Source organism: Pseudomonas protegens, assembly GCF_013407925.2.
GTDB classification, from domain to species: Bacteria; Pseudomonadota; Gammaproteobacteria; order Pseudomonadales; family Pseudomonadaceae; genus Aquipseudomonas; species Aquipseudomonas fluorescens_AP.
On record NZ_CP060201.1, the window covers coordinates 3,452,949 to 3,467,956 of the forward strand.

Below are 15,008 nucleotides of genomic sequence, written 5' to 3' on the forward strand. Positions count from 1 at the left end.
GTGCTTCAAACAGTCAAAACGGTAGTTGGAGATCAGGTGCAACACGTTTCAGCTGGACGTGGAACACGTCCTTAATCCGCTGCAGCTCGGCTTCGTCATCAGCCTCGAAGCGCAGCACCAGCACAGGGGTGGTATTGGAGGCGCGAACCAGGCCCCAGCCCTTGGCATAGTCGACTCGCACGCCGTCAATGGTGGTCAGGTCGGCGCCTGCGCCCCACTGCGCGTCGTGCAAGGCATCAATGATGCTGAATTTGCTCTCTTCGGTCACATGGATATTGATTTCCGGCGTAGAAATATCGTTCGGGAAGGTGGCGAACAGCTCTTCCGCGGTGGATGTTTCCTGGCTGAGGATCTCCAGCAACCGCGCGGCACTATAAATGCCGTCGTCGAAACCGAACCAGCGCTCCTTGAAGAACACATGGCCGCTCATCTCGCCGGCGAGCAGGGCGCCGGTCTGTTTCATTTTCTTTTTGATCAACGAGTGACCGGTCTTCCACATGAGCGGGCGACCGCCGTATTCCTTGATCAGCGGAATCAGCCGGCGGGTGCATTTGACGTCGAAGATGATCTCCGCGTCCGGGTTACGCGCCACCACGTCCTTGGCGAACAGCATCAGCAGGCGATCGGGGTAGACGATGCTGCCGGTGTTGGTCACCACGCCGACGCGGTCGCCGTCGCCGTCGAAGGCCAGGCCCAGGTCGGCCCCGGTTTCCTTGACCTTGGCGATCAGGTCTTCGAGGTTTTCGGGCTTGCCCGGGTCCGGGTGGTGGTTGGGGAAGTTGCCGTCCACCTCGCAGAACAGCGGGATGACTTCGCAGTTCAGGGCTTCGATCAACTGCGGAGCGATGACCCCGGCGGCACCGTTGCCGCAGTCCACCACGACCTTCAGGCGGCGGGCCAGCTTGATGTCGCGGGTGATCTCCTCGGCGTAGCGCGGCAGGATGTCGACCCGGGTGACGCTGCCCTGGGCACTGCTCAGGTTGTTGCTCTTGAGGCGCTGGTGCAGGGTCTGGATCTGTTCGTTGGCCAGGGTGTCGCCGGCGATGACGATCTTGAAGCCGTTGTAGTTCGACGGGTTGTGGCTGCCGGTGAGCATCACCCCGGATTTGCCGGCCAGGACATTGGCGGCGTAGTACAGGGCTGGAGTCGGCACCAGGCCAACATCGCAAACGTGGCAGCCGCTGTCTTGCAGGCCCTGAATCAGTTGCTCCACCAGCTCCGGACCGGACAGGCGGCCGTCCCGGCCTACGCAGACGTTGGGCTCGTCCTGGGCCAGGCTCTGGGAGCCGATGGCGCGGCCGATCCAGTACGCGGTTTCGGCGGTCAGGGTTTGCGGTACAACGCCGCGGATGTCGTAGGCGCGGAAGATGCTGTCAGGAAAGGTCGGGGCGACTTTAGCTGCGTTGCTCATCACTGAGGGTGCTCCATCTGAAGGGGGGGCAGTACGGCCGGTAAATGGCGGGCCGGCAGGCTCAAACTCAAGGGTATGACGGCGGTTTCGGCATAGAGTTCGTACTATGAAAGTGCCACCTGCCCCGGGGCGGTCTGGCCTTGACGGCTCAAGGGCCCGGCCTGGCGGGCCCGAAGCGTGATGTCGATAGCGGCGCTCGTTGGCCCTGTAATGCCCTGGCAGTCATCCTCGGGCCGGGCGAGAGGCCCGACCCGAGGCCGGGTCATCAGTGGCTGCCGGAGTGACCGAAGCCGCCTACACCGCGCTGGCTTTCGTCAAAGGCTTCAACCACCTCGAAATGCGCCTGGACCACGGGCACCAGCACCAGTTGGGCGATGCGCTCGCCGACGGCGATGTTGAAGGCGGTCTGGCCACGGTTCCAGCAGGACACCATCAGTTCGCCCTGGTAGTCCGAATCGATCAACCCCACCAGATTGCCCAGCACGATGCCGTGCTTATGGCCCAGGCCCGAACGCGGCAGGATCAGCGCCGCCAGGCCCGGATCGCCGATGTAGACCGACAGGCCGGTTGGAATCAGTAGGGTCTGGCCCGGTTCCAGGACCGTGTCTTGCTTGAGCATGGCCCGCAGGTCGAGGCCGGCGGAGCCCGGCGTGGCGTACTGCGGCAGAGGGAATTCGTTGCCGATGCGTGGGTCGAGGATCTTGGCTTGTAAAGCGTGCATGCGAGTTAAACCTGGTTCAGCCGTTCGGCGATAAAAGAGATCAGTTGGCGGGCAATCTTGCCCTTGCTGGTCTGGGCGAAGAGAGTGGCGTGCAACTCCCGGTCAATCACGCTGCAGGCGTTTTCCTCGCTGTTGAAGCCAATGCTCGGGTTGGCCACGTCGTTGGCGACGATCAGGTCGAGGTTCTTGTCCTTCAATTTGCGTGCAGCGTAGTCGAGCAGATTCTCGGTCTCGGCGGCGAAACCGACACTGAAAGGGCGATCCGGCCGGCTGGCGATGGTGGCCAGGATGTCTGGGTTACGCACCATCTGTAGTAGCAGGCCATCACCTTTCGTAGGGTCTTTCTTTAATTTCTGTGGGGCGACGACTTCCGGGCGGTAGTCCGCGACCGCCGCAGAGGCGATGAAAACGTCGCACGGGATGGCTGCCTCACAGGCCGCGAGCATGTCGCGAGCGCTGACCACGTCGATCCGCGTGACTCTGTCGGGGGTCGGCAGGTGCACCGGTCCGGTGATCAGGGTGACCCGGGCACCGGCCTCGACAGCAGCCTCGGCCAGGGCGAAGCCCATTTTTCCTGAGCTATGGTTGGTGATGTAGCGCACCGGATCGATGTTTTCCTGGGTCGGTCCGGCGGTGATCAGCAGGTGTTTGCCGGTCAGTGCCTGGTGCTGGAAGCAGTCGGCGGCGCACAGCGCCAGATCGTTGGCTTCCAGCATGCGGCCCAGGCCGACGTCGCCACAGGCCTGGCTTCCGGAGGCCGGGCCGAAGACTTTCAGGCCGCGACTTTGCAGCAGTTGGGTGTTGGCCTGGGTGGCCGGATCGCGCCACATGGCCTGGTTCATGGCCGGAGCGATGGCGACGGTAGCATCGGTGGCCAGGACCAGGGTCGTCAGCAGGTCGTCGGCAATGCCCTGGGCCAGGCGGGCGATCAGGTCGGCGGTGGCGGGGGCGATCAGCACCAGGTCGGCCCATTTGGCCAGCTCGATATGGCCCATGGCGGCTTCGGCGGCCGGATCCAGCAGGTCGAGGTGAACAGGGTGCCCGGAGAGGGCCTGCATGGTCAGCGGGGTGATGAATTCACTGCCGCCCCGGGTCATGACCACGCGCACTTCGGCGCCCTGGTCGAGGAGTCGGCGAACCAGCTCCGCGCTCTTATAGGCGGCAATGCCGCCGCCGACGCCGAGCACGATGCGTTTCCGATACAGCCGCTGCATAGGCCTGTCTTTCCGTTCAGTGATTGCTGCGTGGCATGCCCCCTCCCCAGGTGAAATACCACGCAAAAAGAGGGTGGCTAAGATAGCACAGCGCCCGCTGTGGAACAGCGGCGCCATGCACAGGGAGGTGTGATGAGCATTCGTGATTGGCCCGCGGCGGAGCGCCCGCGGGAGCGGCTTCTGGAGCAGGGCGCCGTCAGTCTTTCCGACGCCGAGCTGCTGGCTATTTTCCTGCGTACCGGGGTGGCCGGAAAAAGCGCGGTGGATCTGGCGCGACACTTGTTGCAGCGTTTCGGCAGCCTGCGGCGCCTGCTGGAGGCCGATCAGCTGACCTTCACCCGGCAACTGGGGCTAGGCCCGGCCAAGTACGCCTTGCTGCAGGCCGTGTTGGAGATGGCGCGCCGGCATCTGGCGGAAAGGCTCCACCGGCAGTCCGCGCTGGAGAGCCCGCTGGTGGTGCGCGATTACCTGAAGTCGATGCTGCGGCACCAGCCGCACGAGGTGTTTGGCTGTCTGTTTCTCGACACCAAGCATCGGGTCCTGGCCTTTGAGGTGTTGTTTCAGGGATCGATCGACAGCACCACGGTTTACCCGCGACAGGTGCTCAAGCGCACCCTGGCGCATAACGCGGCGGCGGTGATTCTCTGCCATAACCATCCGTCGGGCATCTGTGAGCCCAGCCCGGCGGACCGGATCGTCACCCGGCGCTTGCAGGAGGCGCTGGAGTTGATCGATGTACGGGTGCTGGACCACTTCATCGTTGGCGAGGGTGATCCGTTGTCCATGGCCGAGTACGGCTGGATCTGAACGTGGCGCGCCGCAACGCCGGTGCTGGTCTTGAGGCGCGCCTGCGGTTCATTTCACGCTGACCTTCGAGTAGTCCTGGCGGCCGAAGGGGCTCACTTGATAGCCCTCGACCTGCTGGCGGGTCAGGGCGAAAGCGGTCGGATGGGCCAGGGGCAGCCACAGCGCCTGCTGCTGGATCTGGGTCTGGGCCTGCTGGTACAGCTTGCTGCGCACACCCTGTTCGCTGGTGGTCTTGCCGGCGGTGATCAGCTTGTCCAGGTTCTGGTCGCAATAGCGGGCGAAGTTGGTGCCGGATTTGACGGCGGCGCAGGTGAACTGGGGTGTGAGGAAGTTATCCGGGTCGCCGTTGTCGCCGGACCAACCCATGAACAGCAGGTCATGCTCGCCAGCTTTGGCCCGACGGATCAGCTCGCCCCATTCGATTACCCGGATCTCGGCCTGGATCCCCACCTGGGCCAGGTCCGCTTGCAGCAGTTGGGCGCCCAGGCTGGGGTTGGGGTTGAGCAGGCTGCCGGAGGGGCGGGTCCAGATGGTGGTCTCGAAACCGTTTTTCAGGCCGGCCTTGGCCAGGAGCTGGCGCGCTTTTTCCGGGTCGTGGGCATAGCCGGGCAGTTCCTTGGCGTAGCTCCAGGTATTGGGCGGATACGGACCGTTGGCGGCCTCGGCGGTGTCTTCGAACACGGCCTTGAGGTAATGGGGCTTGTCGAAGGCCAGGTTGATTGCCTGGCGCACTTCGGGCTTGTCCAGGGGCGGATGCTCGCTGTTGATCGCGACGAAGGCAGTCATGAAGGCCGCGGTTTTCTCGACCTTCAGTGTGGGGTCTTGACTGGCAGCCTGGACGTCCAGGGGCTTGGGGGACAGGGCGATCTGGCACTCGTTGCGTCGCAGCTTCTGCAGGCGCACGTTGGCGTCCGGAGTGATGGCGAAGATCAGCGAGTCCACTGCCGGTTTGCCGGCAAAGTAGTCGCGGTTGGCCTTGTAGCGGATCGACGCGTCTTTCTGGAAGCGTCCGAAAATAAAGGGGCCGCTGCCGATCGGCTGGCTGTTGAGCTTCTCCGGGGTGCCGGCCTTGAGCAGTTGGTCGGCGTATTCCGCAGAGTAGATCGAGGCAAAGCCCATGCTCAGGGTGGCGAGGAAGGTCGAGTCGGCGTGATCCAGGGTGAAGCGCACGGTCAGCGGATCCAGGGCGTCGATTCTCTTGATCAGGCTGGGCAGTTGCAGGGACTGGGCGTGCGGGAAGCCGCTCTGGGTGACCTTGTGCCACGGGTGGGCCGGATCGAGCATGCGCTCGAAGCTGAACTTGACGTCTTCGGCGCTCAACTCGCGGCTGGGGCTGAAGTAGTCGGTGCGGTGGAACTTGACCTTGGGGTGCAGCTTGAAGACATAGCTCAGGCCATCGGCGGACACCTCCCAGCTGTCGGCCAGGCTGGGGACCACCTTGCCGCTGGCGGCATCGAACTCCACCAGGCGATTCATCAGCACGTCGGCGGACGCGTTGGTGGTGGTCAGCGAGTTGTATTGCACCACGTCGAAGCCTTCCGGGCTGGCTTCGGTGCAGACGCTCAATGCGGCGGCCTGGGCCAATGGGCTCAGAAGAGGGGCTAGCAGGAGCGGGAGGGCGGCGAGACGCATGGTCGGGTTCCTTGTGCAGATCGAAGGCCCATCTGCGAGTGCAGTCTGGAAATGCCCTACCCTAGTGGCCTCTTTATCAAATGACTATCCCCTTTTGTATCCGGGGCCAAAACCTGGAGTGGCGCCTGCGCCCCGCAGGCAATTCCTGGCCGATTCGGCGCCTTGGGTGTGGCGAATTCTCTGTTGGCGAAGGTCGCCAATATATTCTGCGACGAGCGGTAGATTTCTGCGGTAGCCTTTGCCGCAGGCGTCCGGCGCGAGAAAATCAGGACTTTTCATCATCCTGCGCACAGCGGCTGTTGTTGCTATGGGGTCTTTCTGGTATAAAGCAGCGCTCTTTTCTAGGGGCCCGGTTCCTTCGCTTGTAGGTGTAGCCGGTAAGACCCTAAAGAAACGCGGCGCCTGGCGCCAAATGACTGAGAGATTAAGCGGCCAACCCATGCCGGGTTGGGCATGTGGTTTTAGAGGGCTGAGGCATGTCTAGAGTCTGTCAAGTTACCGGTAAGGGTCCGGTGACTGGGAATAACATTTCCCACGCAAACAACAAAACCCGTCGTCGTTTCCTGCCGAACCTGCAGCATCACCGCTTCTGGGTTGAGTCCGAGAAACGCTTTGTGCGTCTGCGCGTATCTGCCAAAGGCATGCGTATCATCGACAAGCGCGGCATTGATGTCGTGCTGGCCGAAATCCGTCGCGATGGCGGCAAGGTTTAAGGGAGCTAATCATGCGTGAATTGATTCGTTTGATCTCGAGCGCCGGTACTGGTCACTTCTACACTACCGACAAGAACAAGCGTACTACTCCGGACAAAATCGAGATCAAGAAATATGATCCGGTTGTTCGTAAGCACGTGATCTACAAGGAAGGCAAAATCAAGTAATTGATTTTTCTTCTGACAAAAAAACCCGCCTTCAAGCGGGTTTTTTTGTGCCTGCGATTCAGGCTTTCTGTTCGAAGGCCACGTAGACCTTGCGGCAGGGCTCCAGCACTTCCCAGGTGCCCTTGAAGCCGGCCGGAATCACGAAGCGATCGCCGACACGCAGGGTCTTGGTGTTGCCATCGTGGTCCCGCAGCACCGACACACCCTGAAGAATCTCGCAGTATTCGTGCTCGGTGAAGTTCACCGTCCATTGGCCCACGGCGCCTTCCCAGATCCCGGCATTGAGTTGCCCGCAGGGGCTGGCGTAATGGTTGAACACCGCTTGCTCGGGATCGCCCTTGAGGACTTTCTCTGGAGCCGGGCGGTAGCGCTCGCCCTCGGTGTTGGCCTGGCTGAAGTCGACGACGTTGTGGATGCTCATTCTTGTAATCCCCCGTGATTGCGGCGCGAGTGGCTATGAAGGCCAAAGTCTATGTTTATTAAAATGCACATAGCAATGGCGTTTGCCCGGGCTTTGTCAAATATATTGAAAGTACAGGTGTCGCTGGTTTAGGGTGGCGGGTGCCTTTGGCCGAAAACAGGCTGGCCGGGCAGAATTCTTCATGAGTGCCGGCGTAGTTCGCGTGGCGCTTGTATTCAAATAAGAGGAGGACACTCGTATGACCACCCTGACTCGTGCCGACTGGGAACAACGTGCCCGCGACCTGAAAATCGAAGGCCGCGCCTACATCAACGGTGAATACACCGCAGCCGTTTCCAACGACACTTTCGAGTGCATCAGCCCGGTCGACGGCCGTGTACTGGCGAGCATTGCCAGCTGTGACGCCGTCGATGCCCAGCGCGCCGTGGACAATGCTCGCGCCACCTTCAATTCCGGCGTCTGGTCGCGCCTGGCGCCGGCCAAGCGCAAGTCCGTGATGATCCGTTTTGCCGGCCTGCTCAAGCAGCACGCCGAGGAGCTGGCGCTCCTGGAAACCCTGGACATGGGCAAGCCCATCAGCGACTCCCTGCAGATCGACGTTCCCGGCGCGGCGCAAGCCCTGAGCTGGAGCGGCGAGGCCATCGACAAGATCTACGACGAAGTCGCCGCCACCCCCCATGACCAGCTGGGTCTTGTCACCCGCGAGCCCGTGGGCGTGGTCGCGGCCATCGTGCCGTGGAACTTCCCGCTGATGATGGCCTGCTGGAAACTGGGCCCGGCGCTGTCCACCGGCAACTCGGTGATCCTCAAGCCTTCGGAAAAATCCCCGCTGACCGCCATCCGCATTGCTGCCCTGGCCGTCGAGGCCGGGATTCCGGCCGGCGTGTTCAACGTGCTGCCGGGCTACGGCCACACCGTGGGCAAGGCCCTGGCCCTGCACATGGACGTGGACACCCTGGTGTTCACCGGTTCCACCAAGATCGCCAAGCAACTCTTGGTGTACTCCGGTGAGTCCAACATGAAGCGTGTCTGGCTGGAAGCCGGCGGCAAGAGCCCGAACATCGTGTTCGCCGATGCCCCGGACCTGCAGGCCGCCGCCGAATCCGCCGCCAGCGCCATTGCCTTCAACCAGGGTGAGGTTTGCACCGCCGGTTCCCGCCTGCTGGTGGAACGCTCGATCAAGGACAAATTCCTGCCTCTGGTGATCGAGGCCCTCAAGGGCTGGAAGCCGGGCAACCCGCTGGACCCGGCCACCAACGTCGGCGCCCTGGTGGACACCCAGCAGATGAACACCGTGCTGTCCTACATCGAGGCCGGTCATGCCGATGGCGCCAAGCTGGTGGCCGGTGGCAAGCGCACCCTTCAGGAAACCGGCGGCACCTACGTGGAGCCGACGATTTTCGATGGCGTCAGCAACGCCATGAAGATCGCCCAGGAAGAGATCTTTGGCCCGGTGCTGTCGGTGATTGCCTTCGACAGCGTGGAAGAGGCGATCCAGATTGCCAACGACACCCCTTACGGGCTGGCGGCCGCCGTGTGGACCGCGAACATCTCCAAGGCCCACCAGACCGCCAAGGCCCTGCGGGCCGGTAGCGTCTGGGTCAACCAGTACGACGGTGGCGACATGACCGCGCCTTTCGGCGGCTTCAAGCAGTCGGGCAACGGTCGCGACAAGTCGCTGCACGCGTTCGACAAGTACACCGAGCTGAAAGCGACCTGGATCAAGCTCTGAGCCTTCGGGTTTGAGGCCAGGCGCCCCCTAGGGGCGCTTTCGCCGACAGCCCTCGATCCACAGCGCAGCCGGACTTTCCGCCAGGGGAGTCCGGCTGTGTTGTCTGTGCCTTGCAGAACAATCATCCACAGGAGCGTGGGAATGCCTTGGGCGACCTATTTCGCCGTTTTATCCGCTGTCTTGAGTGTCGGCCTGGCCCTGGGCATGACCATGCCCCTGGTGTCCTTTCGCCTGGAAAGCTGGGGCTACGGGCCCTTTGCGATTGGCGTGGTGGCGGCGATGCCGGCGATTGGCGTGTTACTCGGCGCGAAGATTTCCAGTCGCCTGGCGGCCCGTTTCGGCACCGCCAACCTGATGCGTCTGTGTCTGTGGGCGGGGGCGATTTCCATCGGTTTACTGGCGCTGTTGCCCAGTTATCCGGTGTGGCTGGCGCTGCGCCTGCTCCTCGGTGTGGTGCTGACCATCATCTTTATTCTGGGGGAGAGCTGGATCAACCAGCTGGTGGTGGAGCAGTGGCGGGGGCGGCTGGTAGCGCTTTATGGCAGCGGCTATGCCCTGAGCCAGCTGGCCGGTCCGCTGCTGCTGGGGGTGCTGGGAACCCAGCAGGACTACGGTTTCTGGGTTTCTGTGGGGCTGTTAGTGGCGGCGCCTCTGCTGCTGTTGGGGCGCAATGGCGCGCCGAGCACCGAGTCGTGCAATGTCACCCTGATCGATCTCTGGCGTTTCTGTCAGACGCTGCCGGCCATTGGTTGGGCGGTGGCCTTGTTCGCGACTTTCGAGGCGCTGATCCTGACCCTGCTTCCGGTTTATTGCCTGAGCCAGGGCTTCACCGAGGACGTGGCGCTAGCCATGGTCAGCACCGTGGTGGTGGGGGATGCGTTGTTGCAGTTGCCAATTGGAGCCTTGGCCGATCGCATTTCCCGGCGCGGTTTGTTCACCGGTTGCGCGGCGATCCTGCTGGGCTCCAGCCTGGCCATTCCGCTGTTGCTGGACAGCGTGCTGATCTGGCCGTTGTGGGTGCTGTTCGGCGCCAGCGCCGGCGGCTTGTTCACCTTGTCGCTGATTCTGATCGGGGAGCGTTATCGCGATGATGCGCTGGTGCGGGCCAATGCCCATGTGGCGCAACTCTGGGGCATCGGCTGCCTGATCGGCCCCTTGGTGGCCGGGGCGGGAAGTCAGTGGGTCAGTGGTCACGCCATGTTGCTGCTGGTGGCGGCGGGCGCCTTGGGCCTGTTGCTCCTGCTGCTGCGCCAGGGCGCCTTCGGCACTGCCCAGGCGCAGCCCCAGTAGCGTTCAGAGCATGCGCTCCAGGCCGACGCGGGTGCTCAGCCAGGCGTTGATGCGCCGCCACCAGTTGCCAGGCTCGTGGCTCAGGCTGTGCAGTCGGCCCTGGTCTTCGGTGACCCAGACCAGTCGGCCGTCCTCCAGCTTGACTTGATAGCTCAGGGCCGGTGCCATCCCTTGCTCGGCCAGCGCGCGCAGGTGTTCGGCCAGTTCCGGGCTGTCCACCAGGACCCCGACTTCGGTGTTCCACAGCACCGAGCGCGGGTCGAAGTTGAACGAGCCGATAAAGGATTTCTGCCGGTCGAAAATCATCGCCTTGCTGTGCAGGCTCGAATCCGAACCGCGCCAGGTGCCGCGCAACAGGTGCGGGCCGCTGCCGCGGTGGTCGCCGGGCTGGCGGCGCAATTCGAACAGTCTCACCCCGTGCTCCAGCAGGGCCTTGCGGTAAGGCGCGTAGCCACCGTGCACCACGGGCACATCGGTGGCCTCCAGGGAGTTGGTCAGGAGGCTCACGTGCACTCCGGCGTCGGCGCGCCCGGTGAGGTACACCAGGCCTGGCTGGCCGGGCACGAAGTAGGCCGAAATCATGATCAGTTCCTTGTTGACCCCTTGCAGCTCCGGCGCCAGCTGGGTGGTCAGCAGCAGGTGCGGGTCGGGATCGCCCTTGGCCAGGACCTTGGTCGGTGCGTCCCACAGGGCCTGGTTCCAGGCCCAGATCAGTTCCTTGCGCCAGATCTCCATGCGCGGCTGGGTCTGGTAGGTCTTCAGTTGCCGGTACAGCGCCTGGTTTTGTCGACGGTTGTCCTGCAGCGATTCCTCCAGGCGCTGGCGCGTGTTGTCCAGGGCCTTGGTCGAGGGGGCGTGGCGGAGGAACTCGCCGATGGGCCGGCTCAGGGCACTGTTCCAGTACTGGTCGAAACTGTGCCCCAGCTGCTCGGCCACGGGGCCGACGCTGAACATGTCGATATCGGTGAAGTTCAGGTTCGGCTCGGCATCGAAGTACTCGTCCCCCAGGTTGCGTCCGCCGACGATGGCCACGCTGTTGTCCGCCAGCCACAGCTTGTTGTGCATGCGCCGGTGTTGTTGCGACAGGTTGAACAGGCGCCCCATGGCCCGCGTCAGCCCGGTGCTGCGGCCCAGGTGCAGCGGGTTGAACAGGCGGATCTGGATCTGCGGGTGGGCGGCCAGGGTGGCGATGATCTGGTCCAGGCCGTCGCTGGTGGTGTCGTCCAGCAGGATGCGTACCCGCACGCCACGGTCGGCGGCCTTGAGCAGTTCATGCACCAGCATCCGGGTGCTGATGCCGTCGTGGACGATGTAGTACTGCAGGTCGAGGCTGCTCTGGGCGTTGCGGATCAGCTCGGCGCGGGCCATGAAGGCTTCGGTGCTGTTGGGCAGCAAGCGAAAGCCCGAGCGACCCTGGTAGGGGGCGGCCTGGGCGCGGATGGACTGGGCGAAGCTGGAGTCGTTGGCGGCCAGTGCCTGGCTCGGCTCGTAGGGCACGTCAAGGGTGCTGCAGCCGCCCAGCCCGAGGCTCAGGATCAGCGGCAGGAAAAACGCCTGTATACGGCTCAAGTCAGGTCATCTCGCATCACGGCACGGGTTGGCAGGGTGTGGCTGGCGTCGGGGCCGGGCTTCAGTCCTGGGTTTCGCTGAGCAGCTCGATGGCTGTGGCGCCGACTTTGCGTACCGCGTCTTCGATCTGCGCGGTTGGCTTGGCAGCGTAGTTCATCCGCAGGCAATTGCGGTACTTGCCCGACGCGGAAAAGATGCTGCCCACGGCGATCTGCACCCCCTGATCCAGCAGCATGCGGTTGAGCTTCAGAGCGTCGAAACCCTCGGGGAGTTCGATCCACAGCATGAAACTGCCCTGGGGCCGGCTGGCCCGGGTGCCCGCCGGAAAGTAGCGGCTGACCCAGTCGAGCATCAGGTCGCGATTGCGCTGGTATTGAGTGCGCATCTTGCGCAAGTGGGGCTCGAAATGGCCGTTTTTCAGAAAGTCGGCGATGGCCACCTGCGGCTGCGGCGCCGTGGAGCCGGTGCTGATGTACTTCATGTGCAGCACCCGCTCCAGATAGCGCCCGGGCGCGACCCAGCCGATGCGCAGGCCGGGGGCCAGGGTCTTGGAGAAGGAGCTGCACAACAGCACCCGGCCGTCGTCGTCGAAGGACTTGATGGTGCGTGGGCGCGGGTAGGTGTAGGCCAGCTCGCCATACACATCGTCCTCGATGATCGCCACGTCGAAGCGTTGGGCCAGGGTCAAGAGAGCCCGCTTGCGCGACTCCGGCATGATGTAGCCCAGCGGGTTGTTGCAGTTGGGGGTCAACTGTATGGCCTTGATCGGCCACTGTTCCAGGGCCAGCTCCAGGGCTTCCAGGCTGATCCCGGTAATCGGGTCGGTGGGGATTTCCAGGGCCTTCATGCCCAGGCCCTTGAGGGTCTGCATGGCACCGTGAAAGCTCGGCGAGTCAACGGCGACGATATCCCCCGGCTCACAGATGGCGCGAATGCTGGAAGACAGGGCTTCGTGGCAGCCGGTGGTGATCACCAGGTCGTTGGGCCCCAACTGGCAGCCGGAATCCAGCATCAGCCGCGCCACCTGCTCGCGCAACTCCAGCACGCCGTAGATGTTGTCGTAGTGCAGGCCGGGCATGTCCTGGCGCCGACTGAGCCGGGCCAGGGCCCGCAGCAGGGGCTTCATGGTCGGCGTGGTGATGTCCGGCATGCCGCGGCCCAGTTGCACCACGTCCTTGCGCGGCACGGCGCGGATCAGCTCCAGGACCTGGTCCCATTGCGAGATTTCCACCGGCCTTTGCGCCGGACGCCCGACTGCCGGCAAGGCGGGCAGCTCGCGACTGGGCGGCACGAAATACCCGGACTTGGGCTTGGGCATCGCCAGGCCGTTGTCTTCCAGCAAGCGATAGGCCTGCTGCACGGTGCTCAGGCTGACCCCGTGCTCGACGCTCAGGGCGCGTACCGAGGGCAGTCGATCTCCCGGGCGGTAGAAGCCCTGTTCGATGCGGGTGCCCAGGAGTTCGGCGAGGTTCACATAGAGGGTCATGGCGTGGGCTCGAAGTGACGGTGGCTAAGAACCAGTACAGATGGGGCAAAAATACAGGATTCAGCGCTATTTCCGGCAAAACTGTATGGAGTTAATAGCGCTGTTTTGAGTCTGTAATGGTTTTGTGGCGCCACGCATCATGTCTGCTCATGGCAATTTGAGCAAACAGGAGCGATGCAGATGAACGGCTTGAGCGATGTGCGGCTGTCGTTACGCGGTCAGGAGCTGGAGGCGGAGCATGAAGGATCGGCGGCGGCTCTGCCGCGCAGCACGCCATCGGGCTTGAGCACCTGGGGTCTGTACTGGCATCGGCTGCGCACCCGCAAGGCATTGCTGGAGCTGACCGCCGAGCAGCTGCGCGATGTCGGATTGAACCCTGAGCAAGCGCGGGCCGAGGGCCTCAAGCCATTCTGGCGTCTGTGACCGGCGGCGCTTGGCTGACGCTGGCCGTCAGACCAGCTCCTTCAGGCGATGCCAGAGCATGCCCAGGGCCAGCAGCGGCGAGCGCAGGTGCTTGCCGCCGGGGAAGGTGATGTGTGGCACCTTGGCGAACAGGTCGAAGCCGCCGCCGTGCTGACCGCTGATGGCCTCGCCCAGCAGTTTGCCCGCCAGGTGGGTGGCATTCAGGCCGTGGCCGGAATAGGCCTGGGCGTAATACACATTGGGCTGGTCCTTGAGGCGGCCGATCTGCGGCAGGCGGTTGGCACCGATGCCGATCATGCCGCCCCATTGATAGTCGATCTTCACTGCGGCCAGTTGCGGGAACACCGCCAGCATCTTTGGCCGCATGTAGGCGGCGATGTCCTTGGGGTCGCGTCCCGAGTAGTGGCAGGCACCGCCGAACAGCAGGCGCCGGTCGGCCGAGAGTCGGTAGTAGTCCAGGGCCACGCGCTGGTCGCAGACGGCCATGTTCTGTGGCAGCAGTTCCCGGGCCTGGGCCGGGCTCAAGGGCTCGGTGGCAATGATGTAGCTGCCGGCCGGGAGCACTTTGCCCCCCAGTTGCGGATTGAGGTCGTTGAGGTAGGCGTTGCAGCCCAGGACCAGGGTCTTGGCGCGAACCGTGCCCCGGGCGCTGTGCACCTTGACCTCGGAACCGTAGTCGATGCGGGTGACGGCCGAGTGCTCGAACAGGCGCACGCCCATCTGCTGCGCCGCCCGGGCTTCGCCCAGGGCCAGGTTGAGCGGGTGCAGATGGCCCGAGCCCATGTCGATCAGGCCGCCAACGTAGCGCTTGGAACCCACCACGCTGTGCATCTCATCGGCCTGCAACAGGCGGGTTTGATGGCGATAGCCCAGGCTGCGCAGTTCCTCGGCGTCTGCGGCGAAGCCTTCAAGGTCCGCCGGCTTGTTGGCCAGGTCGCAGTAGCCCCAGGTCAGGTCACAGGGGATCTGCAGGCGCTCGATGCGCTGGCGGACGATGTCCACGGCTTCCAGGCCCATGAGTTTCATCTGTCGCACACCGTCGCTGCCGATCACCTTGGTGAACTGCTCCAGGCCGTGGCCGACCCCGCGAATCAGTTGTCCGCCGTTGCGCCCACTGGCGCCCCAGCCGATCTTGCGGGCTTCCAGCAGGACCACGTTGAACCCGCGCTCGGCCAGTTCCAGCGCGGTATTGAGCCCGGAGAACCCGCCGCCGACCACGCAGACATCGGCCGTCAGCTCGCCCGCCAGGGCCGGATAGTCGGGCTGCGGCAGGCTGCTGGCGGCGTAATAGGAGGCGGCGTGCTGAGGGCTGGCGGGCATGGAAAGCGTCCTGATTGTGGCGTCTGGAAAAATGCACGGAGCATAAGCCGGGGCTTTCCGTCGCGGCAACCGCGGGACGCCCGGCCCTGTCTGCTGCGGGGC

13 protein-coding genes and 1 pseudogene are annotated in these 15,008 nt (G+C 63.8%); 6 read left to right on the top strand and 8 right to left on the bottom strand.

The window, feature by feature from the left end; translation table 11 throughout:
- Positions 1–13: 13 nt before the first annotated feature.
- The 3 genes and pseudogenes from GGI48_RS15915 to coaBC form a co-directional block, all read right to left on the bottom strand.
- Positions 14–1,414 (bottom strand): annotated as a pseudogene (locus GGI48_RS15915) (phosphomannomutase/phosphoglucomutase); the annotation flags it as partial.
- Positions 1,415–1,676: 262 nt separating this feature from the next.
- Positions 1,677–2,132 carry a dUTP diphosphatase gene (dut, locus tag GGI48_RS15920; RefSeq protein ID WP_179599108.1) on the bottom strand — a complete coding sequence of 152 codons (456 nt, stop codon included), beginning with the start codon at positions 2,130–2,132 and terminating at the stop codon, positions 1,677–1,679.
- A 5-nt stretch (positions 2,133–2,137) separates the two neighbouring features.
- Positions 2,138–3,346: a bifunctional phosphopantothenoylcysteine decarboxylase/phosphopantothenate--cysteine ligase CoaBC gene (gene coaBC, locus GGI48_RS15925; protein ID WP_016967154.1), complete on the bottom strand. Its 1,209-nt coding sequence runs from the start codon at positions 3,344–3,346 to the stop codon at positions 2,138–2,140.
- A 132-nt stretch (positions 3,347–3,478) separates the two neighbouring features.
- Between coaBC and radC the strand changes: the two genes are divergently transcribed.
- The gene (gene radC, locus GGI48_RS15930) at positions 3,479–4,153 is read left to right on the top strand and encodes a RadC family protein (protein ID WP_016967153.1); all 675 of its coding nucleotides are present in this window, start codon (positions 3,479–3,481) and stop codon (positions 4,151–4,153) included.
- A gap of 48 nt (positions 4,154–4,201) precedes the next feature.
- Here radC and GGI48_RS15935 read toward each other — a convergent pair whose 3' ends face one another.
- On the bottom strand, positions 4,202–5,785 hold the full coding sequence (locus GGI48_RS15935) for an ABC transporter substrate-binding protein (protein ID WP_016967152.1): 1,584 nt from the start codon (positions 5,783–5,785) through the stop codon (positions 4,202–4,204).
- A gap of 476 nt (positions 5,786–6,261) precedes the next feature.
- Between GGI48_RS15935 and rpmB the strand changes: the two genes are divergently transcribed.
- Positions 6,262–6,498: a 50S ribosomal protein L28 gene (gene rpmB, locus GGI48_RS15940; protein ID WP_011064219.1), complete on the top strand. Its 237-nt coding sequence runs from the start codon at positions 6,262–6,264 to the stop codon at positions 6,496–6,498.
- An 11-nt stretch (positions 6,499–6,509) separates the two neighbouring features.
- Positions 6,510–6,665: a 50S ribosomal protein L33 gene (gene rpmG, locus GGI48_RS15945; protein WP_003177274.1), complete on the top strand. Its 156-nt coding sequence runs from the start codon at positions 6,510–6,512 to the stop codon at positions 6,663–6,665.
- 58 nt (positions 6,666–6,723) lie between these two features.
- Here the strand turns inward: rpmG and GGI48_RS15950 are convergent, their stop codons facing one another.
- Positions 6,724–7,086: a cupin domain-containing protein gene (locus tag GGI48_RS15950; RefSeq protein WP_016963403.1), complete on the bottom strand. Its 363-nt coding sequence runs from the start codon at positions 7,084–7,086 to the stop codon at positions 6,724–6,726.
- Between the two features lie 238 nt (positions 7,087–7,324).
- Here GGI48_RS15950 and GGI48_RS15955 point away from each other — a divergent pair, with 238 nt between their 5' ends.
- Entirely contained in the window at positions 7,325–8,818 is a 1,494-nt protein-coding gene (locus GGI48_RS15955) for an aldehyde dehydrogenase (RefSeq protein WP_047306615.1), read from the top strand.
- Between the two features lie 141 nt (positions 8,819–8,959).
- Positions 8,960–10,108: an MFS transporter gene (locus tag GGI48_RS15960; protein ID WP_103741871.1), complete on the top strand. Its 1,149-nt coding sequence runs from the start codon at positions 8,960–8,962 to the stop codon at positions 10,106–10,108.
- Positions 10,109–10,111: 3 nt separating this feature from the next.
- On the opposite strand, the gene GGI48_RS15965 is transcribed toward GGI48_RS15960, so the two are convergent.
- Positions 10,112–11,677 (bottom strand): phospholipase D family protein, encoded by a 1,566-nt coding sequence (locus tag GGI48_RS15965; protein ID WP_016968062.1) that lies wholly within the window; start codon positions 11,675–11,677, stop codon positions 10,112–10,114.
- A 61-nt stretch (positions 11,678–11,738) separates the two neighbouring features.
- Positions 11,739–13,163, bottom strand: a complete 1,425-nt coding sequence (locus GGI48_RS15970; RefSeq protein WP_047306612.1) for a PLP-dependent aminotransferase family protein — start codon at positions 13,161–13,163, stop codon at positions 11,739–11,741.
- A gap of 180 nt (positions 13,164–13,343) precedes the next feature.
- Here GGI48_RS15970 and GGI48_RS15975 point away from each other — a divergent pair, with 180 nt between their 5' ends.
- Positions 13,344–13,586, top strand: a complete 243-nt coding sequence (locus tag GGI48_RS15975) for a DUF1127 domain-containing protein (RefSeq protein WP_047306611.1) — start codon at positions 13,344–13,346, stop codon at positions 13,584–13,586.
- 27 nt (positions 13,587–13,613) lie between these two features.
- Here the strand turns inward: GGI48_RS15975 and GGI48_RS15980 are convergent, their stop codons facing one another.
- On the bottom strand, positions 13,614–14,906 hold the full coding sequence (locus GGI48_RS15980) for an FAD-binding oxidoreductase (RefSeq protein WP_179599110.1): 1,293 nt from the start codon (positions 14,904–14,906) through the stop codon (positions 13,614–13,616).
- Positions 14,907–15,008: the final 102 nt, after the last annotated feature.